We start from the raw sequence: 22847 nt of genomic DNA on the forward strand, positions 1-22847 counted from the left end.
CACATAGGCTGGAGAGCAGACAACGCGAAGGAGCACTATGGCACAGCTATCCATTCCGCAGTCCCTGATAGGTGCACTCATCGATATAGCCGACCTTGGAACACTCGACTACTTCCCGCCCACCGAACGATGCGCCCACTGGTCCCTCTACGACGCACAGCGCCAGGAGCTCCTCTGCCCCTGCGCACCCGCCGCCAACACCACCGCGGAGAAGCTCTTTGAGGCCGCGGCAAAGATTCTCTACGAGAACTTCCCCCGATATATCGACTCTCCCGAGGAAATCATTCCTTATACTTCCCGACAGGAACTCGTTGCCGCCCTACGCCGCGGTGAGGAAGAGCCTGTTGATGAGGAACAGGGCGAGTTGCAAGAGCAGTCAGCTGAAAATACTGTAGAGCCTACGGCTGAGGTTGAAACTAGCCCCGCCGAACCTGCAGTAGTTGAGGACACGGAAGTGAGCGCTTCTGTTGCGCCCAAGCCCGCAGCACCGAAGCCCGCACCTTCCCCCGCGCTCTTTGCCGCCCGCGCGGCCCAGGCACCCGCACCGGCTCCCAGCGTGCCGGAAGAAGCAACTGTGGAGGCGACTGCAGAAAAGACGGTTCCGACGCCCACCACGGTTGCTCCCGCAGCGCCCAAGCCCGCTGCACCGAAACCTGCAACACTCAAGCCTGCTGTGCCGAAGCCTGTGGCTCCCAAGCCTGCAGCACCGACTCCCGGCGCGCCCTCCCCCGGTATGTTCCGCAAGTCCACGCTGACTTACCGACCGCCGCGCATCGAAGAGTACCTGGAGGGCCTGCGTGCCCGCCAACAGGCTGCCGAAGCCGCAGAAGCTACCCATACGGCAGTATCTAGCGAGCAGGCACCTGTTGAAGAGTTGCTCGTGTTTGCCCAGTCCTTGCCGAGCGCACCCGCAGCTCCCAAGCCGAGTGCACCGAAGCCCGCTGCACCGGAACCGGGTGCACCGATGACTGCCGCACCCGCCCCGAGCACTCCGGCAGCAGAACCGGTAGCCGCCGCACCTCGCGGCGTTACCGCCGAGGACCGCGAACGCAACTACCGACTGCGCCCGAGCCTGCGTGCCCGCCTCGAACGCGAAAACATTAGCGAAGAGCTCGTGCGCACCATCCTGCGCGACGGCGAAGCGGAACGCATCAACGATTGGACCATTCGCTTCACGCACGACGACTACCGGGTTGACGTGAACACCGCCTCCGCAGAAGTTATTACCGTCATTGACGAATACGACGCCGACTACAACGAGGCGGCGCAGGCTTCCCTGGCGCAGGGCGAATACACCTCGCTCAACGCCCTGGAACTCGAGTTCAGCGAGCGCGCTCGCACCTTCTTGAAGAAGAACCCGCCGTTCGTTTTCGATCTGATGCTTCAGGCGCTGAGTAGCCCCGAGAGCGTGCGCATGGCTGAAGGCTGGACCCGCATCTACGCGGCACAGGGTCTGGAGATCGCGGTTTCGCCCGATGAGCGGACCGTTCTGGCTCTGGCGAAGACCCCGGATTTCCATGTTCTGCACGCGGAGAACCTGCGCAAGGTGCAGCTCGAGGAGCTCAGCAACACCCTGGCGAAACAGGCAGAAGATAAGGCAGCCCAGGCAGAAAACACCACCGAGGAGGAGAAATAATGTCCGCTAAGCAGATCACTATTCCTCTCGAGGTGTATGTTCGCCTGCAGGAGCTTGCCTCCCTCGCCGCCTATAGCTACCGGGACAATCAGGGCTCCGAAGAGAGCACGGCAAGCGATAAGCCGTGGGATTTGCTCTCCAAGGACGGCGCGTCCCTACTCGATGAGAACGGCGCGCTCAAGCCCGAAGCGGCAGAGCTCTACTTCACCCTCCTACCGCTCATTGCCCAGGAATTCGTAGAGCAGCAGCAGGCACTCGTGGACGCATACCGTCAGGCACCCAAGCCCGCCGCCGCACGCGCCAAGATTCGCCCCTCCAACCAGCGCCTCATCCCGCTGACCGAGGTGCCGCTGGAGAACCAGCGTATTGCCGCGCGCATCGAGAAGGAATTCTACGGCGAGGTGCCGCCGCGCCGCCGTATCTACGGCGTGCTCCCGGGCGTGATGGACTATATGATGCGCCACGGTCTCACCTACGAGCTACTGCTGGACATCATCGAATCGCCCGCAAGCACCGTGGTTCAAGAGAGCGCGCAGGAGAACCGTTACGGCCGCGAAGTCACCCTCTACACGCATGAAGAGGAAGGCTACCAGGTGGTGCTCAACCCCCTGACTGCCGAAGTGCTCGCGCTGCGCCCGCTGCAGGCTCTGGCGGGAGGCTACCAGCTCTCCCCCGATGCTCAGGCACAGCTGAAGGCGCTCGGTCTGACCGGCGAGTACATTGCCCGCATCCTGGATGAGGCTGAGGACCGCTGCCCAATTCCCGGCAGTAGCCGCACCGTGTACTCGCTCAACGGCTACCAGGTGGAGTTCTCGCACTCCGACCAGCAGGTAATCCGTATTAGCCGCGGCGCCGCGCCCAGCCGTAACCCCTTCGAGTCGCAGCCGAGGATGAGCGGCACAAAGAGGCAGCGCGGCCGCAAGATCCCGCACGATGTGGATGCGTTCGTGCAGCTGTTGCAAGAGCACGGCTTCACCATCACCATGGGCGGTAAGCACTACGATATTCGCCACGAGAAGCTGGCTCCGGGTCAGAAGGCGGTCACCTCGGTGACTCCGTCGGATTCGCAGCGTTGGCACCTGAACTCGGCACGCCAGATCCGCAATACCTTCGGTATCGACCTGCGCTACGCCGACCCGCGCGATAGCGTACGCGGTATTGTGCGCGGCCCCGGGCGAAGCATCCAGAATGCCGATAACCAAAGCGCAGAAAAGCAGGACGCCGAGAAGACTGTGGAGAAGGAATCAAAGTAGGTCTTCGTCACCGTTGAGGCGCCTCTGCGTGCCGGTTCTTTATACTGCCCCCAGCATGTCTTTGCATCTGGGGGCAGTATTCATTAGCACCAATATCCCGCATTGTCAGGGCAATACGGGGTAGACTGGGGGCAATACATACATGCTATTCAGCATAAAAATTAATATGCGTTCCCGTGATATGCGTGACGGTAGGGTTGGGGATGCGCCACAAAGTACGGTGATTAACAGCCCCTACCTCTACAATAGAAACGCATCACTACAGAAGAAGGAGAACGCATGGGCGTAACGATTAAGGTCACTGACGAAGCAGGCGTAAACTACGACATTCAGTGGGAAGACCACCACACCCTCCTGGAAACCCTCCAGGCTAACGGTGTGCCGGTCCTCGCAACCTGCGGTGGTAACGCATCCTGCGCTACCTGCCACGGCTTCATCGACCCCGAGCACTTCGAAGCTTCCGGTGAGCGCACCGAAGCTGAGCAGGACCTGCTCGACATGGTCGATGACGTCGCCAACGAGTACTCCCGCCTGTGTTGCCAGGTCGAGTACGCCCCCGGTATGGACGGAGCAGAAATCCAAATGCAGGCGGCGATGTAATCATGTTTAAATCGGCTCAGGTACTCGCATCAACCACCCTCCTCTGCGGCGTGCTAGCGCTCAGCGGATGCGGCGCGTCCCAGGCCGGTCAGGAAGCTGAAGGCACCTCGGCGCAGCCGAGTGCTTCGGCTTCGGTCAAGCCCGGCACGATTCGAGTAGCCTCCGACGGGGCTACCTCTTCGGTGACCCCGGGCTCTATTACCGTGGTGAACTCTCCCGAGGCGGAGAACCACGGCTCTTCCTCTGATCACTCCGAGTCTTCTTCCCACACCGAGACTCACGAGTCGAAGCAGAACTCTGACTCTCATTCTTCTGGGTCCTCCCACGAGGGTTCCGAGCAGAACAAGTCAGACGACTCTGCAGATTCTCAGCAGGATTCCCAGAGGAGCTCAAACTCGTCTTCGCAATCGGGTTCTAACTCTTCGGGTGACTCGTCGAACTCCTCTGGTTCCTCGAACTCGTCGAATTCTTCCAACTCCTCGAATTCCTCGAGCTCTTCAGAGAAGTCCTCTAACTCCTCCAACAACACTGCTGAAGGCCCCGGCCAGTGCGATCTGGACGACCTGAACATTTCGGTGTCCATTGGAGAAGGCTCCCCCGGCGCCCGAAACTACACCCTGTACTTCCAGAACTCCTCGAATTCTTCTTGCACCCTGCGCGGTTACCCGCGTGTGGTGCATGCTGGTCCTTCGGGAACCTGGGTCGGCCGTGAGGCATCCACCTCTGATGAGTACATGAACTCTGCGGGCGTGACCCTCAACCCCGGCGATAGCACCACCGCGGTACTGCGTTCGGTGTACCCGGCACGCTTCGGTGACGCATGTGGTAGCCGCCCGGTTCAGGGCTTCCTGGTGGGTCTTCCCTCCGGTTCCGGTGGCGTGATTGTTCCGCTGGATACGACCGCGTGTTCCTCGTCTGTTCCGCAGCTGTCGGTGGGTCAGTTTGGTGCCCGCTAACGCGGCATTTCAGGGTTAAGAAACCGGCGCGTATAACGCACATATAGTTCAAGGGCGGTTCCCCGTGATGGGGAACCGCCCTTGAGCTGTCTATAAGTCTGAATCTAGGGTTTAGCTTTAGTCATACCATAGCTGCGCGCTCTTAGAGGGAGCGAGCAACCTCATCGTGGCTGAAGCGTGCACCGCGCGGGTATGCGGGAGCCTCGCCGTGACCGAGGTTGACGATCAGGAAGGGGATCTCTGCGTTGTCCGCGAAGAATTCCTTCTTGATGCCGGCGAAGTCTGCGCCGGTCATGGGGCCAGCGTCCAGGCCGAGGGCGCGGATTGCGGTAATGAAGTAACCTGCCTGCAGGTGAGCGCTCAGCTCAGCGGCGGGGGTAGCAAGCTCCTCGGTGGTGTAGAAGCCCTTGATGAAGCCGGCAGCGTTGGGATTGAAGGTGTCGGCGTGCTCTACCCAGTTTGCGTCTGCGGAGAGGATTGCGGTCACCGGTGCCGCCTGGGTCTTTGCCTTGTTGCCGTCTGCCAGGTGTGCGACGAGGCGCTCGCGTGCCTCGGGGCTCTTGACCCAGGTGATGCGCAGGGGCTGGCTGTTGAAGGCGGTGGGGCCGTAGTAGGTCAGTTCCTGGATGCGGCGCAGCTGCTCGTCGGTGACGGGCTCCTCGGTGAAGGAGGAGACGGTGCGCGGCTCATGGAAGAGATTGATGAGCTGTTCGTCGTTCAGGCGGGTCATGGTGAGGCTCCTTTGTGTTGTTCTCTCAGTCAATTACTTTACGGGTAAAACATTACATACTCTGTAGAGACACTGTCAAGCACATCTTCCTCCCCCAACCCCCAACAATTCAAGAGGCGAACACCATAAACCCCGCCATAATAGATACATGACCGACGCACTCTCCCACCTCTCCGCCCCCGTACGCGACTGGTTCCGCGCCACCTTCAGTGCACCCACCGCCGCCCAAGAAGGCGCCTGGGAGAGCATCCGCAACGGCAACAACACCCTCATCATCGCCCCCACCGGCTCTGGCAAAACCCTCGCCGCCTTCCTCTGGGCACTCGACGCCCTACACCGCGAACACGAAGCCGGAACCGCAGGCGGCACGCGCATCCTCTACATCTCACCCCTCAAAGCACTCGGCGCCGACGTCGAACGCAACCTACGCGCACCACTGACTGGAATCACGCGCCTGAGCGGAAACAACACGGGCGAACCGAACATCAGCGTGGGTGTGCGCAGCGGCGACACCCCCGCACGCGAACGCCGCCAACTCATCAGCAACCCGCCCGACATTCTCATCACCACCCCCGAATCCCTCTACCTCATGCTCACCAGCGCCGCCCGCAACACCCTCGCGGGCGTCACCACCGTGATCGTGGACGAGATCCACAACCTCGCCGCCACCAAACGCGGCGCACACCTGGCGGTCTCCCTAGAACGCCTCGACGCGCTCCTCGAAAAGCCCGCGCAGCGCATTGGGCTCTCGGCAACCGTCGAAAACCCGGAGGCGGTCGCCCGGTTCCTCGGCGGCATTCAGCCGGTAACCATCATGAGCCGCCCGGTCGCCAAAGAATTGGACCTGCGCCTGAGCGTGCCCGTACCCGATATGGCGGCACTCGGAGGCGCCAACGACTACGGGCAGGGGCTCTACGCGCCCTCAGAGATGCAGGGAGGCGGAGGCTCAGCTTCTACGAGCTCGCCGGTAAGTGCGGCGCAACCTATCTCTAGTGCAGCAAGCACCCCGGCGAGCGCTCCCTACACGCTCGAAGATGCCATTGGCGTGTTCCCCGGACAGGAAGCCGCGCAAGAAACCGGGCAGGCAAACCCGGAGCGACAGGGCGATACCGCCGCGCCCAAAAATACGCTCACCATCCCAGAAGAGGCATTGCTAGAAGGGGCACTGCACGAAAAGGCGCTGCGAGACGCCCCCGATAGCGAGCGCCCCGAGACCTCCATCTGGCCGCGTGTGCAGGAGCGCATCGTCGACCATATTGAGAACAACCGTTCTACGATTGTTTTCGTTAACTCGCGTGGACTAGCGGAAAAGCTCACCGCGGCACTCAACGATATTCACCTACACCGCGTGCTCGCAAAGCAGGGCATCAGCCCCGAAGACTACGCGGCAGGCATCTGCGACATCGCCGAGGTGCCACCGCTCGCCCGCGCGCACCACGGCTCCGTATCCAAGGAACAGCGCACCCTCATCGAGGAAGCGCTCAAGGGCGGAACCCTACGCTGCGTGGTCGCCACCAGCTCCCTGGAGCTGGGCATCGACATGGGCCACGTGGACCTCGTGGTTCAGGTGGCGGCGCCTCCATCGGTTGCCTCCGCACTGCAGCGCGTGGGCCGCGCCGGACACCGCGTGGGCGAAATTTCGCGCGGATTCTTCTACCCCAAGCACCGCGGCGACCTGCTCGGTGCAACCGTCACCCTCGCCGGAATGCGCAGTGGAACCCTCGAGCCGCTTGCCATCCCCACCAACCCCCTGGACGTACTCGCGCAGCAGACCGTCGCCGCCTGTGCGTTGGGCCCCATCAGCGTGGACTCCTGGTACGAGGCGCTACGCCGCAGCGCGCCCTACGCCGAACTGCCGCGCGCCCTCTTCGACTCCGTACTCGAAATGCTCGCCGGACGCTACCCCTCCGACGAATTCGCCGAACTGCGCCCGCGCATCATCTGGGACCGCACCCCCACCGAGGAAGCCCCCTCCGGCAGTATTGAGGGCCGCCCGGGTGCGCAGCGCCTCGCCGTCACCAGCGGCGGCACGATTCCCGACCGCGGGCTCTTCCCCGTCTACCTGGTCAGCGGCGATGAGGAGCGCGGCCCCAAGCGTGTGGGTGAGCTCGATGAGGAAATGGTGTACGAATCCCGTGCCGGCGAGGTCATCACCCTCGGCGCGAGCAGTTGGCGCATTGAAGAAATTACGCACGACTCGGTGCGGGTCTCCCCCGCACCCGGTCAGCCCGCGCGCCTGCCCTTCTGGCACGGCGACCGCATGAGCCGCCCCTACGCCCTGGGCGTGCAGACGGGTGCGTTCACGCGCGCCCTCTCCAGCCTGGACGCCACCGATAGCGCCGCCGCCCGCCAGCAACTCGAACAGCTCGGACTGGACACCTGGGCGGTCGACAACCTGCTCGCCTACCTGCGTGAGCAGCGCGAATCCACCGGGGCGGTCCCCTCCGACACCCGCATGATTGTGGAGCGGCACCGCGACGAACTGGGCGATTGGCGCGTGGTCCTGCACTCGCCGCTCGGCTACGGGGTGCACGCACCCTGGGCGCTGGCGGTACGCGCCCGCATTGAGGAGCGGTACGGGGTGGACTCCTCCGTCATGGCGAGTGATGACGGCTTGATTCTGCGCCTGCCCGCCATGGAGGATGTGCCGCCCGGCGCTGATCTGTTCCTTTTCGACCCAGACGAGCTGGAGGCGATTGTCACCGAACGTGTGGGCGATTCTGCGCTTTTTGCATCTCGGTTCCGTGAGAATGCGGCGCGTGCCCTGCTGTTGCCGCGCCGTGATCCGGGTAAGCGCACCCCGCTGTGGCAGCAGCGTCAGCGTGCGGCGCAGCTGCTGGGTGTGGCGCGTAAGTACCCTGATTTTCCGGTGCTTTTGGAGACGGCGCGCGAGTGTCTGCAGGATGTGTACGATGTTCCGGCGCTGGTTCAGGTGCACCGTTCGTTGCAGTCTCGGGCGGTGTCCATGCTGGAGGTTGAGACGAACGACCCTTCGCCTTTTGCGCGCACCCTGCTCTTTGAGTACGTTGCCGAGCACCTCTACGACGGCGATGCGCCCGCCGCCGAACGTCGCGCCGCCGCGCTGTCGCTGGACCCGGCTCTGCTGGCTGAGTTGCTGGGTTCGAGCGGTCTGCGCGACCTGCTGGATCCGGCGGTTCTGGTGCAGACTCAGCAGCGTCTGCAGCGCACGGGTGAGCGTTACCGCGCCTGCGGTGTGGAGGGCGTGGCGGATCTTTTGCGCCAGCTGGGTCCGTTGAGCGCGCGGGAGTTGAGTCTGCGCTTGCGGGCTGACAACCCGCGGGCTGAATCTGCGGCGCACGGTTCTCAAGATTTCGGCGAGTCCGAGGACTCTGAAAACTACAGCGAAGAGTCCGGCGAGGAGTACGGCGCGCACGCCAGCACGACTGAGGCGCATGCCCTGGCGGAGGAGCTGGTGCGCTCGCGCCGTGCGTTCTCGTTCATGGGAGCTGCCGACGGTTCCGCCGAGCCGCAGCTGTACTATGCGGTGGTTGAGGATGCCGCGCGTCTGCGCGATGGGCTGGGCATTATGCCCGCCGCGGCGCTTCCTACTTCCCTTTTGGAGCCGGTCGAGGAGCCTTTGGAGGATCTGGTCTCTCGCTATGCGCGCACCCATATTCCCTTTACGGCGCAGCAGGCGGCGGGGCATTTTTCGCGCCTGACCCCGGTGGGTGTGGGCGTGCTGACTCCGGTGTTGCAGCGTCTTCAGCAGCAGCGCCGTCTGAGCTCCGGCGAGTTCCTGCCCGAGGTACTGCGCACTCCCGGGTCTGCCGGTGTTGAGTGGGTGGATGCGCAGGTTTTGCGCACGATTCGTGCCCGTTCTCTGGCGGCGTTACGTGAGGAGATTGAGCCGGTATCGGCGCAGGTCTATGGTGTATTTCTACCCTCGTGGCAGAACGTTCGTTCTTTATCCGTGCGGGTTGCGCAGACCCTGCCGGAGGCGAGCGCCTACGGTGCGTTCATGCCCTCCCGCCGCGCCGCCACGGTGGTGGGCGAGAGGGTGGCACCCCTCGGCTCGGCAGCACCCAACCCGATGGCACTCACCCCGATAGCAGAGCACGGCGCAGAACATACGGGACAAGATTCCGCCTCCGCCACGGAGGATCTGCTCACCGCCATCGACCAGCTGGCGGGTGTGCGCGTACCGGCTTCCGCGCTGGAGACGCTGATTCTTCCGGCACGCGTGCCCGGCTACCAGCCGCACATGCTGGACGAGCTTATGGCAAGCGGCAGGGTGTTCTTCACCGGCGCCGGGCAGCTCGGCGGCGGTAGCGCGCAGAAGTCTGACGGCTGGATTCGCCTGCACTTGAGCGAGAGTTCCTCGCTGACCCTGGGTGAGGACTACCCGGAGCAGCTGTTGCGCGCGGAGAACCCTGAGCTCTGGGAGGCACTGCAGGCTCCGGGCACGCTCGAGCACGCCATCTATGAGGCGCTGGCTCACGGCGGCCTGTTCGTGCCGGCGCTACGTGAGCGGGTGGCGCAGCTGATGAGCGCCGCGGCACCTGCCGGTCAGATGGTGACTTTCCCGGATACGGCGGAGATTTCGGCGGCTCTGTGGCGTCTGGTGTGGGCTGGTGCGGTGACGAACGATAGTTTCGCGCCGGTTCGGGCGATGCTGGCGGGTGTCCGCAGTGCGCATCCGACTCCGGCGGCTCCTGCGCGTCTGACGCGGGTGGGCCGCCGTGGTGCGGGGCGTATTGCGGCGGCGCGCGCCTCCATGGGTAACGGCTTGACGGGCGGTTACGGCGCTGATAGCTACAGTTCCAGCGGCTACTCTGTGCCTGCCGCCGGGCGCGGTCTGCGTTCCCTCCACAGTCATTCCCTCCGCGGCGGGTTCCATGCCGCTGCTCCCACCGTTGCCCCGCAGGATAGCGGCCGCTTCTCGCGCGTAGACACACTACTACAGGAGCCTGTGGAGGCGACGGTTACGGCACTCGCACGCGCCGACCTACTGCTGGACCGCTACGGTGTACTGACTCGCGGGTGCCTGCAGGTGGAGGATTCTGCCGGCGGGTTCTCGCAGCTGTACCGAATCTATTCGGCGGCTGAGGATCGTGCGCTGGTGCGTCGCGGCTACTTTATTGAGGGTTTGGGTGCGGCGCAGTTCGCCGCCCCGACGACGGTGGATCTACTGCGTTCTACCGCCGATAGCCTCAGTATTCCCGCAGGTCCGCAGGGTTTTGATGCGACACAGGGTTTTGGTGCGACACAGGGTTTTGGTGCGAGCGCCTACACCCCGCAGCGTACTGATACCGAGCAAGTGTACGGCACATTCACGGTGACCCTGCTGGCGGCGACCGACCCGGCGAACCCGTACGGTGCGGCGCTGAGCTGGCCCGCGATTCCCTCCTTTGCACACGAAGGCGAGGGCACCGTGAAGCACCGTCCGGCACGCAAGGCGGGCGCCTGCGTGGTACTGGTGGATGGCGCCCCGGTGCTGTACGTGGAGCGCGGCGCGAAGACCCTGCTGGCGTTCACAACCGACCCGATACTTCTGGAGGCGGCGGCCCCCGCCCTGGCGCGCCTGGTGTCCGCCGGTGGTGCGGAGAAGATTTCGGTGGAGAAGGTTAACGATGTGGAGCTTTTGGGCACGCATACCTTGAGTGTCTCCGGCGGCGAGGTTATGGAGCATCCGGTGGAGGCGCTGCGTGCGGCACTGCAGGCGCAGGGGTTCTACGCGACGGTTCGTGGCCTATCACTACGCCGTTCCATTTAGCCGAACCGAGCCTCAAGCTTAGCCTCAGAGTAAAACTATTTTCTTCAACCTCAACCTGAGCATTATAATGCCCCGCACCCTCACGGAAGGGGATGCGGGGCATTATGTTTCCCTACTCACGAACCGGGTGGTGTTCCCGGAGTCCACCACGTCGCAAGCGGCGTAGCGGAGGAATAACCGCCCGGATGTCCACGTCATCTTTGCCGTGGAGCACATAACCAAACATCGGAGCGGGAAGTCCTACGCTGACCTGTTACCTCTTAGGGTGACAGGTGGCTAGTAGCCGCCGGTGAGGGTGTCAACGGCACCCAGGCACAGGTCGATAGCTTCTTCGAGCCCGAGCCCGCGGGAGCGAACGGTGCGCTGATCGCGGGGGTTGAGCTGCACGACGTGCATGGCGAAGTAGTCGACGAGCTGCAACCAGCCTCCGAGGATGACGCGAGTGCGGTCATTAATCGGCATGCCGGTGCGTTCAAGCATCCATTCGAGGTAGTCGGTAGGGTTGTTCGGGAAGTCCTCCCCACCGGGGGTGGGAACGCCGGCTACAACGAGGAAATACGTGCGTAGCGCATTGCGCAACGCCTCTTCGGGGTTTTCGTGATGCTCGCCCAGGGCCTCAAGGACTGCGTTGGCTTCGCGTCGGGTGACAGCGGCCGCCAGGGAGTCCTTGCCGGGGAAGTAGTGGTAGAGCAGGGCGCGGGTAATGCCTGCATCGCGGGCGATAGCGCTCATGGAGGCACCGAGCACGCCGCGGCGAGCGAAATGCTCTGCAGCGATTTTCAGAATTTGCTCTTCGCGTTCGTGCGGCTCCATACGCAGGGCACCGGTGCGAGGCTCCGCATTCTTTTGTGAATGTTCCATAACCTCTCCTATCGCATTTTCCGGTGCTTTGGAATTGTCCGATTGCACCGCTGTATTTGGGGGTGTTCCTTTAACCTCTGCATCCTTGCGCTGTTTCTGTCCCATTTCGACCCCTTCGTTCGAAATATCGAACTTCTGTGTCTTAATCGTACCGCTTTAAGGCTACTTTCAGCCTTTATTAAGGCGTTTATGACGTAGGGTGCCCAGGTTAGCATGTCTTTAATTGCTTTACATCTTTTATACTTAGAAAAACCAAAGGGGCTAAATTGAGGGTTATTGATTTATGATTTGACAGCATTTTCGAAAATACCGCACTTAAACGCTATTTTTTGTAAAATTAATGTAGTTTTTTTAAATTAAATGTCCAATAATTTCAAAAATTTGTGAAGTTTTCGTTTTCTGTTCCACATATTCACACAAACATTCATGAGTGTCAGACAAAACTGTCTTCCGCAACCCCACACCCAAGCCCACGGTAATATTTCCACCGGCACGTAGCTCAGCCCAACTCACTCAGTACGCCTCCAGCTTGCCTCCGAACCTACCCCGCCCAGGCGGTAGAGTAGAGCCATGCCCGCACAGAACACCGCACGCCCGCAGCCTATCGCACGCCCCGATACACAGCAGGGAATACAGCCCGCCTATCAGGCAAAGCCTGCACGCCGCACGCATCGCCGTCTGCTGGCCCCTCCGCTGGCTCAGAAGAACGGTATCGACCCAATTCAGCTGATCCTGCCGCGCGTGGAGGAGCTCCCCGCCGAGCTCGCCCCGAGCAACACTGCACCGAACAACACCACCCCGAACAATACGGCTCCGGCAACCATTGCGGATTACCTGATTGCGCGCTTCTACCCGAACGACCCGCAGATTATTCACGCCCGCTTTAATACCGGTGAGGTGCGTCTGGACGACGGCACGATCCTGACCGGCGATAGCCCCTATATGCCGGGTGAGCGCATCTGGTATTTCCGTGAGCTTGCGGATGAGCCGCAGCTACCCTCCGACATGCCGGTGCTCTACGAGGATGAGCATGTGCTGGCGATTGATAAGCCGCATTTTCTGCCGACCACCCCGCGCGGTTCCTATATTGCGCAGACCGCGCTGACCAAGCTGCGGGTGCGTGAGCAGAACCCGCTGCTGATTCCGATTCACCGCCTGGACCGCCCGACCGCGGGTGTGCTGCTTTTTGCCAAGACCGTTGAGGCACGCCGCCCCTTCCAGATGATGTTTCAGCACCGTCAGGTGTCAAAGACCTACCGTGCCGTGGCGCCGGTTCCCGCCGATGCTGCCGCCGCCGAGCAGGCGTTGAGTGCGGAGGGGCTGCAGGTGCGTTCGCATATTCAGAAGATTCGTGATCAGCTGCAGGTTCAGCAGCTTTCTGAGCAAGAGTGCGCGGCGCAGGGTGTGGAGCCGAATACGCTGACGACCGTGAAGATTCTGCGGACTTTCACTCCGAGTGCGCAGGCGGTTGAGGGGTGGCGCGCGGAACCGAATAGAGAATGGGCGCTCTATGATTTGGCGCCTCACACCGGCAAAACGCACCAGCTGCGGGCGCATCTGAATATGCTCAGCTCCCCCATTCTGGGCGATGTGCTCTACCCGCAGGTGCTACCCGACGCGCCAGACCGCCCGGAGTACCCGCTGCAGTTGCTGGCGTACAGTCTGCATTTTGAGCATCCCATCACCGGCGAGCGAGTGGATTTGTACAGCGGGCGTTCGCTGACTGCCGCCTCCTAACTGGTTTTTGAATGGCGTTCACCCCGTTCCCTGCGGTGCATCTTCTCGGCGGTCTCTCGAAAAGGAATCACACCCGAGAGCCCGCCCACAGCATCCGGGCGCTCAGAGGGCAAAAAGTGGGATAATTCAGACGTAATACTTCACCGCAACTACAGAGGGTCCATGAATTCCCAGCCGTCTTCCCACAACGCGCAGTCTCTGGAGTCGATTAGCGAGTACGCCGAGCGCACCTCCTCGCATGCCGCTGCCGCAGCCGCCAGCGTCACCGACACCTTCGTGCACCGTATTCTTGGCGTTCCCGGCGCCCTCATCGGTTCGGTGCAGGTGCCCGACCCGCGCCCGCTGAGCCAGCGCCTGAACGCTTGGCACTACTGGTGGCAGGCGCACCTGCTGGACTGTGTGATTGATGCCGGTCAGCGTCACCTGCGCGAAGGCGATATTACTGCCGCCCAGGAGCAGCTGCACCGCGCCCGCGCACTATTGCGCGGCATTAACGTGCGTAATTACGGCCGCTTCGCAAACGACTACTTTGACGATATGGCGTGGCTGACCCTCGCGGTGGGCCGCATGAACTCCTTCTGCATTGAGCTGACCGGCGCGAATGATGTTGCCGCCCAGGATGCTGGCGCGGCCCTCTTTGAGCAGTTGGCGAAGGGTTTCTCCCCGGTGGGTGGCATGAGTTGGCGCAAGTCCAAGCGTGATTTTGTGAATGCTGCGGCGACCGCGCCGACTGCTCTGGCGTATGTGCGTGCGGGCGACCCGAAGACTGCCGCCGCGCTCATGGATTGGATGAACGAAACCCTCTGGGATGCAGAACGTTCGCTCTATATTGATGGCGTGAACGTGCGCGGCGACGAGTACGAGTACGAGCGCGGCGAATTCACCTACAACCAGGGAACCGCCCTGGGCGCCCTGCTGAGCCTCGCCGCATCCGGTGTGCCCTGCGAGGTGGACCCCGCAGAACGCGCCGAGCGCCTCATCGTCGGCATCGTCAAGCACATGACCGAAGAGGTGGAGTTCCTCTCCGGTGCGCGCCGCCGCATCCTCATCTCTCACGGCGACGGCGACGGCGGCCTGTTCACCGGCATTCTCGTGCGCTACCTGGGCATGGCGGCATCCTCGCCGCTGCTTAGTGATGAGGCGCGAGCGCTCGCCTCGACCCTGGTGTACTCGACCGCACGCGCCCTGTGGGAGGGCCGCCGCGAGTTCGACCCCGACCTGCCGATGAATGAGTACGGCATTGACCCGAATGAGATTCGCGGTAAGGCGCTCGTGCAGTTCTCCCCGCGATTCACCGAGCCGATGAGCAAGGTTGTGAAGCCCGGCGCGCCGGTGGAGCTGTCCGCTCAGGTGCAGGCGTGGACTATTTTTGAGACGGCGGCGCGTCTGGCGCATGCGCGGTACCTCGCCTCCCACAGTTTCTAAAGTACGGCTTCTAAAACCCTGCTGTTCTTTATCCCCAGCCCTAATCTTCTCCCAGCGGTGCGTTCTCCCAGCAGCGCAGAAGGTTAGGGCTGGATTCATTGCGGGGGCGTACACACGGGCGTACGGTGAGTTTTATGTTTGCACCAGAATCACAACAGGTCACTGCCAGCCCGAACGCTAACACCATTTTCATGGTGTGGAAGTTCAAGGAAGACATCAGCCAGGATGCGCTCGTTGAGGGGTTCCAGAACCTCTGCGGGCTCGTTATTAACCTCAACCACACCGCCGCGAACCGCTACTCTCCCGAGAACGCCAGCGTTGTGCTGGGTATCAGCCACAGCGCGTGGCTGACCCTGGATCTGCCCAAGCCGCTGCCGCAAGAGCTCGTGGAGTTCGAGGAGATTAGGGGCCATAAGCACACCGCTGTGTCCACTCCCGGCGATTTGCACTTCCATATCCGCGCGACTCAGCCGTCCGTCGCCTACGATATGGCGTCCGCTATTACCGCGGCACTGCGCGATATTGCTGAGGTACTGGATGAGGTGCACGGCTTCCGCTACTGGGACGGCCGCTCCATCATCGGTTTTGTCGACGGCACCGAAAACCCGCAGACCCCCGCGGCACGCGAATACTTCGGCATCATCGGTGACAGCGACCCCATGTACAGGGGCGGCAGCTACCAGTTCGTGCAGAAGTACATCCACGACATGACCGCGTGGAACGCCCTGCCCGTTGCCGAGCAGGAGAAGGTCATTGGCCGCTCCAAGCACGACGACATCGAGATGAGCGAGGACGAGAAGCCCGCCAACTCGCACTCCGCTATCGCCAATATCGGTGACGACTTCAAGGTTATTCGCGACAACATGCCCTTCGGCACCGTGGGTAACAACGAGCTGGGCACCTACTTCATCTGCTACGCCAGCACCTTCTCGACCGTCCGGAAGATGCTCATGAACATGTTCACCGGCGTGGATGGCGCCAACTACGACCGTCTGCTGGATTTCAGCACTGCGGTGACCGGCACCCTCTTCTTCGTGCCGACTGTGGATATGCTCGGCGACTTCGCCGGCTAAGGCGAGCTAAACCCAGCTACCCTCAGCTAAATTCTCGTGACCCCCGCCTCCGGCAAGAGAGGCGGGGTTTTCCGGGAGGCTAGGGTGTAGACATTCAGACGGAAAGCAAACAATCGAGAGAAGAATGAGCGTTCTAGATAATTCTTTCCCTACCGAGGACTTTGGCTTCACCATCACCAGCCGCCTGGCGGACACCGCCTCCCCCAGCGCTGAACGTGTAGAAGCCAACGGCGGACAGTTCCGCGGACGCACCGGTGTCATCACCACCCCGCACGGACAGATCCAGACCCCCGCCTTCACCCCCGTGGGCACCAAGGCAACCGTCAAGGCGGTCCTGCCCGAATCCATGAAGGAGCTCGGCGCTCAGGCTCTGCTCTCCAACGCCTACCACCTGTACCTGCAGCCCGGCCCCGAAATCCTCGACGCGGCAGGCGGCCTGGGCGCATTCATGAACTGGGACGGACCCACCTTCACCGACTCCGGCGGATTCCAGGTCATGAGCCTGGGCTCCGGCTTCAAGAAGGTTATCGATATGGGTACCGTCGCGGACGCTAAGGGCGCCGACGGCCGCCCCCTCGGCGATGACGACGTGGCGAAGGGCAAGGAACGCCTCGCCCACATTGACGACGACGGCGTGAACTTCAAGTCGCATATTGACGGCTCGATTCACCGCTTCACTCCCGAGGTGTCCATGCAGGTTCAGCACCAGATTGGTGCCGACGTCATGTTCGCCTTCGACGAGCTGACCACCCTGTACAACTCCCGCGGCTACCAGGAGGAGGCGCTCGAACGCACCCGCCTGTGGGCGCTGCGCTGCATCGCTGAGCACCAGCGCCTCACCGCAGAGCGTGTGGGCAAGCCCTACCAGGCGCTGTTTGGCGTGATTCAGGGTGCCCAGTACGAGGACCTGCGCCGCAAGGCCTGCCAGGACCTCGGTTCCATGCCCTTCGACGGCTTCGGCATCGGTGGCGCGCTCGAGAAGGAAAACCTCGGCACCATCGTGCGCTGGTGCGCCGAAGAGCTGCCCGAGTCCAAGCCCCGCCACCTGCTCGGCATCTCCGAACCCGACGACATCTTCGTCGGCATCGAGAACGGCGTGGACACCTTCGACTGCGTCTCCCCCACCCGCGTGGCGCGCAACGCCGCCGTCTACTCCCCCACCGGCCGCTACAACATCACCAACGCGCGCTTCAAGGCGGACTTCTCGCCCATCTACGAGGGCTGCGACTGCTACACCTGCACCCACTACACCCGCGCTTACCTGCGTCACCTCTTCAAGGCGGACGAGCGTCTGGCGGCAACCCTCGCTTCCATCCACAATGAGCGTTTCATCGTGCGCATGGTAGACGACGCCCGCGAAGCCATCAAGGACGGCACCTACTTCGAGTACCGTGACGAATTCCTCGGCAACTACTACTCCGGCAAGAAGCCCTAAACCCGCTCTTCAACCCGCTTAAGGAGAACCCTATGAGCATCACTCATGTTCCCGATGAGGAGCTTCTCGTCTTCGACCACGAGATCGCAGCCCCGGTCGAGGACGTCTTCGGCGCCTACCTGGACCCCGAACTGCTGGTCCGCTGGTACGGCCCCGCCGGCTGGCACGTGCGCCCCACCGACGTTGTCGTGGAGCCTGTCGTCGGCGGCATGCAGCGCCTGTCCATGATCAACGAGGTTGACCCCTCGGTGTCCTGCATTCTGCAGAGCCGCTTTTTGAGCATTGAACCGTTCAAGGAGCTCGAATACGCCGAGCAGTTGCCCGACCACCTGGGCAACCCCGGTAGCGTGCTGGTGTACCAGCGTCACCGTTTCTTCCCCGAAACCGTGATTACCGCCGACGGCGTGGGTTCCGGTACCCGCATCCTCATTGAGATTGGCCCCATGCCCGCCTCGGTTCACGAGGAGGTGCGCACCACCTGGCGTTCGACCTTCGCCCGCCTGGATGACGTACTCGCCGCCCGCGCACGTGGGGAGCTCTAAAACCTGCCGCGCCAGCTGCCTGAGATAGCTTCAAGACAAAAAGCGCCGCGTTGACGAATCATTCGTCAACGCGGCGCTTGTGTTTAACACCCGTGCCTTGCCGGGTGCACCTTCTGGGGTGTGCCCTGCCGGGTGGGAGTCGTAAACTAGTTGGTCAGCTTCACGGTAATGACGGTGCTGCCACCATCCAGGGACACGCACTCGGGGGTCGCACGATTCGCACCGTCGCCCGGCTTCCAGTAGCAGCGCGCCGACATGACGGTACGCTCACCATTCGCCTTATCGGTCACCTCGGCGGGGTTCTGCACCACAAACTGGCGGATCAACTCACGCGCAAACAGGCAATCCACCGCACCGGAAGCCACCTGAACCGTAGCGTTGTGCTTCAGGTAGCCGGTAGCGTCCATGCTGCCGCAGCTACCGCCCGCAGACTGAACATCCGAGCTGGACAGGCTCGCGGTGCTCGACGCCTTCGCCACCGCGCTCGCCGAAGTATTCGCCTTAGCCGATGCGGAGGGGCTCGACGCTGCGCTCGCCTGAGCAGTCGTTGCCGGGCTTGCGGTGGTGATGGTTCCGGGGCTCACGGTAGCCACCGCGGTGGGGGTGTGCACGGTACCGGCAGTCGGGGTGCTTTCAGTGACCGTTGCGGTGCGGGTGGGCGAAGGGGTCGCCTTCGCGCTCGTAGCGCTGGGGCTAGGGGTCGCGGTGGCGCTCGGGGAGGCGGTGGTAGCGCCTCCGGAGCATGCCGACAGCGCCAGCAGCAGCGTGGCACCGAGCGCTACGAGGCTGTAGCGCTTAGCGGTGCGGAGCGTAGTAGAAGAAGTCTGGGTAGAGTGCTTCTGTGCCGGATGCATGGTGACCTTTCTGCGTCATCGGTTCGGGTTCCTAACCAGTATTCTAAAGACGCTACCTGTGAGCTAGCTATACGGCATCTTAGGAACCCACAGGGTGCCCCCGCTAGGACACAGCGGGTAGAGGCACAGCGCAATAAGAGGGGCTCCCCGGCAGTGCGGGAAGCCCCTCCTTAGCTCTCTTCACAACTCACTGACAACTCATTGCCTCTAGCGCGGGTGTTTAGCCTTCGTGCCTGCCACGCACCAGAATAGTGTGCCCGTTTCCGTCATGGCAGCTTATCGAGCTATTCTCAATCTCGCCGAAACAGGTCAGCTGATTACCATCGGCAGCGGGCACAGTCACCACATCCCAGGTGTGCATCATCTTCGTGTTTGCGGTGGTGGTTTCCGCGTGCAGAGCCGAGGACCCATTCGCGGTATTCACCTCGCTAGCGCCGGTCAGGAAGTTCATGCGAGTCACCTCCACCGGACCTGCAAAAGTACGACCGACCGCACCGTTACCGTCACCGGTCTGCTCACCGGTGCGGCGCTCGCACACCAGGGTTCCATCCGCGGGGTTCAGCTCGCAGAGGGTGCGCTCGTCATCGCTCTTGAAACGGTAATAGCCGGCACCGGAATCGTAGTAGGAGGGCTCCATGAGGAAGGGAATCGGGGGAGCATCCGGGTTTTCCAGACGAGCCACAAAGGCGACATCCTCACCGATAGTGCACTCGGGGGCGCCGCGATCCTCGCGACGGTTCTCAGCCATCGCGTACTGCGGGTTCCAGTAGCAGGTGGCGTCCTGAACCTTCGCAACCTGGTGCTCGGTCAGGTTGTCGTCGGCACGCGGGGTGGTGATGTACTCGGTCAGCACGTCCAGGGCGTGGGCGCAGTCCACGGTACCGCGCAGCACCATGATTTCCGCACCAGTCTTCAGGTAGCCCTTGCGGCCAATGTGTCCGCAGCGCTCGCCGGCGGAGGCGCGTTCAGCCTCCACCTTTTCGGGCGCGCGGGGAGTGTCACCGGTGGGGGTTGCTGCCGCGACGGGGGTTGCCTTTGCATCAGCGGGTGCGGAGGAATCGGACGCCTTCGCCTCGGCGCTCTCGCTGGGGGCGGGTGCCTGAGTCTCGGTGACGGTCGGCTCGGTCTTCTTCGTCGGCGTCGGGGACGCGGTGGAGGAAGGAAGCGGGTACTTCGAGTGGTTAGCCGTACTGGAGGCGCTGGGGGTCGACGAGGAGTTTTCGCTCTGAGAACCGCCGAAGCAGCCGGTCAGAGCGAGGAGCAGGGCGGCGGCGCATCCGGTGGCGCGCATCGTGCGGCGACCCCAACCGGTGGGGTCTGCCTGAGTGTGGTGGAACGACATCGTTATCTCTCCCGGGAATGAACCTTTTGCACCCTTTGCAGAAGGTATTTAAAGCATACGCTTGACCCCGTTCAAGACCGGTTTATTACAGCGGAGCGCCGGTATCTACCCCTACTTCTGCGGCAGGTAGGAGCTCAACAGCTCACGCTGCTCGGGGCTCAGACGGGTCAAACGCCCCACAACCGAATCCCAGAACGCCAGCACGGTAAAGGCACGCACGCATTCGCAGCCGTCCACCGGGGAGAGAATCGAGTAGCCAATCCGCACGGATGCGGCGCTGACCTTCTCCACGCTCAGGCGCACGGGTACGGGCTCACCGGTGTAGGGCAGCTGAGCCAGGTAGCGGATGCCGTGCTCGGCAATAAGCGCCTGCACGCCCTCGGCAACCAGGTCGAAAAGCGGAATCGGAGGCTGCGGTGCCACGGTGGGCTTCTGCCCGGAGGAGGGCGGCGGGCCGAAGAGCGCCACACGGGCTTCTTCCATGACCGAGAGGATGGCAACGTTGTTGACGTGCCCGTAGGCGTCCATATCGCCCCAGCGTGCGGGTACGTGCACCAGCAGTTCGTCGGTGGTACCGACCTCAGAGGTGGGGGTGTTTTCGCGGTTCTTTTCGTGGCTTTGCATGGTTTTAACTCTACTCCCCCACCGCTGTGAGGCGGCTATTCGTACGAATCCGCAAGGTACAGCAAATGAATCAGCTGATAATGATTCGGGGGCTAGAAATATATTTGATAGTTAAAGCGATGAGGCTCGAAAGCTACGATGCTTTCGAGCCTCATCCAACACACAGACATTTGAACGCATACAAGATCATACGGTTCACTGTCCATGATAGACCCGTCCTGAGGGCCAACTGCATTTTTACGGTTTTATTACGAGGAATTCCAGAAATTTTCCGTATTTTTCGTTTATTACTGTGTTGGAGTCTCTGCAGGCCCCAACACCGGCCCTCCCGGCAGCTGCAGAACCTTAACGGCCCAGCTTTGCCGCAGTCTCCAGGGCATGATCAGCGTCGTACTTCATGGCGTCATACTCGGCAGTTGCCTGCTGAGCCTCCACGAAGGTCTGCTCATCAATCACGTGAGTGTGGCGGATACGAGCAAAGTACAGCAGGCTCAGCACCACAAAGTAGCCCACGCCCACAATTGCCGGAACCATAGAACCACGCACCATGAAGAGCGCAACCCACACCGCGAAGAGCAGCAGAACGCCAACCGCCGCGGTGAACTGGCCACCCCACAGGCGGAAACCATTGGTTGCAGGCTCAACACGCTTGTACACGATGTAGGCGAACAGAATCAGAACCCACACGGTCAGCGCGCACACCATAATCACAAAAATCATGGAGAGGAACGCTTCCTTCGGGCTGTACAGCGCCAGCAGAATAGCAATGACCATGCCGCTGGTCGACAGCCACACCGCACGAGCCGGAACGCCGGCACGGTTTACCTGAGCCAGCTGGCGAGGCGCCATACCGTCAGCCGCCAACGAGTGCAGCAGACGCGCACCCGCGTACAGGTTCGCGTTCGCGCTCGACAGCGCCGCGATCAGCACCACAAAGTTCACGAAGTGTGCCACACCGTGAACCCCCAGCTGTTCAAAGACCAGAACGAACGGGGATGCCTCCACAGCGTCGCCCAGACCCGATGCCGAACGCCACGGAATAACAGCCACAACAATCAGCACCGCCAGCACGTAGAAGGTCGCCAAACGAACCATCATCGCCTTAGCCGAGGAACGCACCGAACGGGAGGGGTCCTTCGCCTCCGCAGCAGAGATCGAGATCATCTCAATACCACCGAAGGAGAACATCACCACAGCCAGCGACAGCCACACCGACTGGAGGCCGTTCGGCATGAAGCCGCCGTCGTTGAAGAGGTTTGCGGTACCCACCGCGGCGTGGCCGGGCAGACCGAAGAAAATCAGGCACAGGCCCACCAGCAGGAAGGCAATAATCGAAATGACCTTAATCGAAGACAGGAAGAACTCCAGCATGCCGAAAGACTTCACACTGGTCAGGTTCAGCACAATCAGCGCCACACCAAACGCGGCAATACCCGCCCACAGCGGAAGCTGCGGCCACCAATAATTCAGGTAAGTCGCCACCGACACCAGCTCAACGCCAGCAATCAAAACAGTCGCCGTCCAGTATGCGATGCGAGTCAAAAAGCCCGCGAAGGGGCCCAGGTAGCGGGTAGCAATAGTACCGAAACCGCCGCGGACAGGGTAGCGAACCGCCATTTCACCGGTTGCCGCGCCAATCACCGAAGCGAGCGCAGAACCAATAGCGTAGGTGAGAATGACCGCGGGACCAGCCATCGCAATGGCGGTGCCCGAACCCAAGAAGAGGCCCGTACCGAGCGCGGAACCCATCACGATCATGGTCATCTGTCCGTGGGACAGAGAACGCTTCAGGGTGCGCGATCCGGCGGTCCCCGCTGCAGCGTGGCTGCGGGTATCGTCGTTGTGGGACACGAAGGTGCCTTCCGTCAGTACGCCTTAGGGGCGTGATGTGCAATGTGTGCTCGCACCCGGCTTCTGCGGCTTCTAGCCTCGTTGACGGGTACGAATAGTTAACTATTCTACGGGCACACTCACATCGCTCAGAACGGCGCCGTCTAGAGCGCAGAAGCGAAAAGGCACCGAACGGGGGTGCTCCCCCATCCGGT

Annotated in this window: 16 protein-coding genes; 10 read left to right on the plus strand and 6 right to left on the minus strand. The window is 62.2% G+C overall.

From position 1 onward, the window contains the following. Positions 1-37: 37 nt before the first annotated feature. The 4 genes from HMPREF2928_RS08415 to HMPREF2928_RS08430 all read left to right on the plus strand — a co-directional run bounded on the left by HMPREF2928_RS08415 (position 38) and on the right by HMPREF2928_RS08430 (position 4445). Positions 38-1636, plus strand: a complete 1599-nt coding sequence (locus HMPREF2928_RS08415; RefSeq protein ID WP_070688236.1) for a DNA repair protein — start codon at positions 38-40, stop codon at positions 1634-1636. Next, complete coding sequence (locus HMPREF2928_RS08420) at positions 1636-2889, plus strand: cell wall biosynthesis glycosyltransferase (protein ID WP_070688238.1); 1254 nt, start codon at positions 1636-1638, stop codon at positions 2887-2889. The genes HMPREF2928_RS08415 and HMPREF2928_RS08420 overlap by 1 nt, the downstream gene beginning before the upstream one ends. Before the next feature lie 279 nt (positions 2890-3168). Further along, complete coding sequence (locus HMPREF2928_RS08425) at positions 3169-3489, plus strand: 2Fe-2S iron-sulfur cluster-binding protein (protein ID WP_005509285.1); 321 nt, start codon at positions 3169-3171, stop codon at positions 3487-3489. Between the two features lie 2 nt (positions 3490-3491). Next, entirely contained in the window at positions 3492-4445 is a 954-nt protein-coding gene (locus HMPREF2928_RS08430; RefSeq protein WP_070688240.1) for a DUF4232 domain-containing protein, read from the plus strand. 142 nt (positions 4446-4587) lie between these two features. Here the strand turns inward: HMPREF2928_RS08430 and HMPREF2928_RS08435 are convergent, their stop codons facing one another. Beyond that, the gene (locus tag HMPREF2928_RS08435; RefSeq protein ID WP_070688242.1) at positions 4588-5175 is read right to left on the minus strand and encodes a malonic semialdehyde reductase; all 588 of its coding nucleotides are present in this window, start codon (positions 5173-5175) and stop codon (positions 4588-4590) included. Between the two features lie 148 nt (positions 5176-5323). Between HMPREF2928_RS08435 and HMPREF2928_RS08440 the strand changes: the two genes are divergently transcribed. Continuing rightward, entirely contained in the window at positions 5324-10909 is a 5586-nt protein-coding gene (locus HMPREF2928_RS08440; RefSeq protein WP_070688244.1) for a DEAD/DEAH box helicase, read from the plus strand. A 276-nt stretch (positions 10910-11185) separates the two neighbouring features. Here HMPREF2928_RS08440 and HMPREF2928_RS08445 read toward each other — a convergent pair whose 3' ends face one another. After that, positions 11186-11770: a TetR/AcrR family transcriptional regulator gene (locus HMPREF2928_RS08445; protein WP_005507171.1), complete on the minus strand. Its 585-nt coding sequence runs from the start codon at positions 11768-11770 to the stop codon at positions 11186-11188. A 570-nt stretch (positions 11771-12340) separates the two neighbouring features. Between HMPREF2928_RS08445 and HMPREF2928_RS08450 the strand changes: the two genes are divergently transcribed. The 5 genes from HMPREF2928_RS08450 (at position 12341) to HMPREF2928_RS08470 (ending at position 17982) form a co-directional block, all read left to right on the plus strand. Then, the gene (locus HMPREF2928_RS08450; protein ID WP_070688245.1) at positions 12341-13507 is read left to right on the plus strand and encodes a pseudouridine synthase; all 1167 of its coding nucleotides are present in this window, start codon (positions 12341-12343) and stop codon (positions 13505-13507) included. A gap of 162 nt (positions 13508-13669) precedes the next feature. Then, on the plus strand, positions 13670-14932 hold the full coding sequence (locus HMPREF2928_RS08455; RefSeq protein ID WP_070677868.1) for a glycoside hydrolase family 76 protein: 1263 nt from the start codon (positions 13670-13672) through the stop codon (positions 14930-14932). A 134-nt stretch (positions 14933-15066) separates the two neighbouring features. Beyond that, entirely contained in the window at positions 15067-16005 is a 939-nt protein-coding gene (locus HMPREF2928_RS08460; protein WP_070688247.1) for a Dyp-type peroxidase, read from the plus strand. A gap of 124 nt (positions 16006-16129) precedes the next feature. Further along, positions 16130-17440 (plus strand): tRNA guanosine(34) transglycosylase Tgt, encoded by a 1311-nt coding sequence (gene tgt / locus HMPREF2928_RS08465; protein WP_044150805.1) that lies wholly within the window; start codon positions 16130-16132, stop codon positions 17438-17440. A 32-nt stretch (positions 17441-17472) separates the two neighbouring features. Further along, a complete protein-coding gene (locus HMPREF2928_RS08470; protein ID WP_070641818.1) occupies positions 17473-17982 on the plus strand; it encodes an SRPBCC family protein in 510 nt (169 codons plus the stop codon). A 146-nt stretch (positions 17983-18128) separates the two neighbouring features. Here HMPREF2928_RS08470 and HMPREF2928_RS08475 read toward each other — a convergent pair whose 3' ends face one another. The 4 genes from HMPREF2928_RS08475 to HMPREF2928_RS08490 form a co-directional block, all read right to left on the minus strand. Further along, positions 18129-18836: a hypothetical protein gene (locus HMPREF2928_RS08475; RefSeq protein WP_049353407.1), complete on the minus strand. Its 708-nt coding sequence runs from the start codon at positions 18834-18836 to the stop codon at positions 18129-18131. Between the two features lie 220 nt (positions 18837-19056). Continuing rightward, on the minus strand, positions 19057-20178 hold the full coding sequence (locus tag HMPREF2928_RS08480) for a hypothetical protein (protein WP_049353408.1): 1122 nt from the start codon (positions 20176-20178) through the stop codon (positions 19057-19059). A gap of 111 nt (positions 20179-20289) precedes the next feature. Next, entirely contained in the window at positions 20290-20802 is a 513-nt protein-coding gene (locus HMPREF2928_RS08485; RefSeq protein WP_049353409.1) for an acyl-CoA thioesterase, read from the minus strand. 345 nt (positions 20803-21147) lie between these two features. Next, positions 21148-22653: an amino acid permease gene (locus HMPREF2928_RS08490; protein WP_049353410.1), complete on the minus strand. Its 1506-nt coding sequence runs from the start codon at positions 22651-22653 to the stop codon at positions 21148-21150. Positions 22654-22847 lie beyond the last annotated feature (194 nt).

The organism is Rothia sp. HMSC072B04 (assembly GCF_001813725.1).
Taxonomy (GTDB): Bacteria; Actinomycetota; Actinomycetes; order Actinomycetales; family Micrococcaceae; genus Rothia; species Rothia mucilaginosa.

Coding starts and splice junctions, on each gene's coding strand:
- HMPREF2928_RS08415 (WP_070688236.1), top strand. CDS start 38: ATGGCACAGCTATCCATTCCGCAGTCCCTGATAGGTGCACTCATCGAT.
- HMPREF2928_RS08420 (WP_070688238.1), top strand. CDS start 1,636: ATGTCCGCTAAGCAGATCACTATTCCTCTCGAGGTGTATGTTCGCCTG.
- HMPREF2928_RS08425 (WP_005509285.1), top strand. CDS start 3,169: ATGGGCGTAACGATTAAGGTCACTGACGAAGCAGGCGTAAACTACGAC.
- HMPREF2928_RS08430 (WP_070688240.1), top strand. CDS start 3,492: ATGTTTAAATCGGCTCAGGTACTCGCATCAACCACCCTCCTCTGCGGC.
- HMPREF2928_RS08435 (WP_070688242.1), bottom strand. CDS start 5,175: ATGACCCGCCTGAACGACGAACAGCTCATCAATCTCTTCCATGAGCCG.
- HMPREF2928_RS08440 (WP_070688244.1), top strand. CDS start 5,324: ATGACCGACGCACTCTCCCACCTCTCCGCCCCCGTACGCGACTGGTTC.
- HMPREF2928_RS08445 (WP_005507171.1), bottom strand. CDS start 11,770: ATGGAACATTCACAAAAGAATGCGGAGCCTCGCACCGGTGCCCTGCGT.
- HMPREF2928_RS08450 (WP_070688245.1), top strand. CDS start 12,341: ATGCCCGCACAGAACACCGCACGCCCGCAGCCTATCGCACGCCCCGAT.
- HMPREF2928_RS08455 (WP_070677868.1), top strand. CDS start 13,670: ATGAATTCCCAGCCGTCTTCCCACAACGCGCAGTCTCTGGAGTCGATT.
- HMPREF2928_RS08460 (WP_070688247.1), top strand. CDS start 15,067: ATGTTTGCACCAGAATCACAACAGGTCACTGCCAGCCCGAACGCTAAC.
- tgt (WP_044150805.1), top strand. CDS start 16,130: ATGAGCGTTCTAGATAATTCTTTCCCTACCGAGGACTTTGGCTTCACC.
- HMPREF2928_RS08470 (WP_070641818.1), top strand. CDS start 17,473: ATGAGCATCACTCATGTTCCCGATGAGGAGCTTCTCGTCTTCGACCAC.
- HMPREF2928_RS08475 (WP_049353407.1), bottom strand. CDS start 18,836: ATGCATCCGGCACAGAAGCACTCTACCCAGACTTCTTCTACTACGCTC.
- HMPREF2928_RS08480 (WP_049353408.1), bottom strand. CDS start 20,178: ATGTCGTTCCACCACACTCAGGCAGACCCCACCGGTTGGGGTCGCCGC.
- HMPREF2928_RS08485 (WP_049353409.1), bottom strand. CDS start 20,802: ATGCAAAGCCACGAAAAGAACCGCGAAAACACCCCCACCTCTGAGGTC.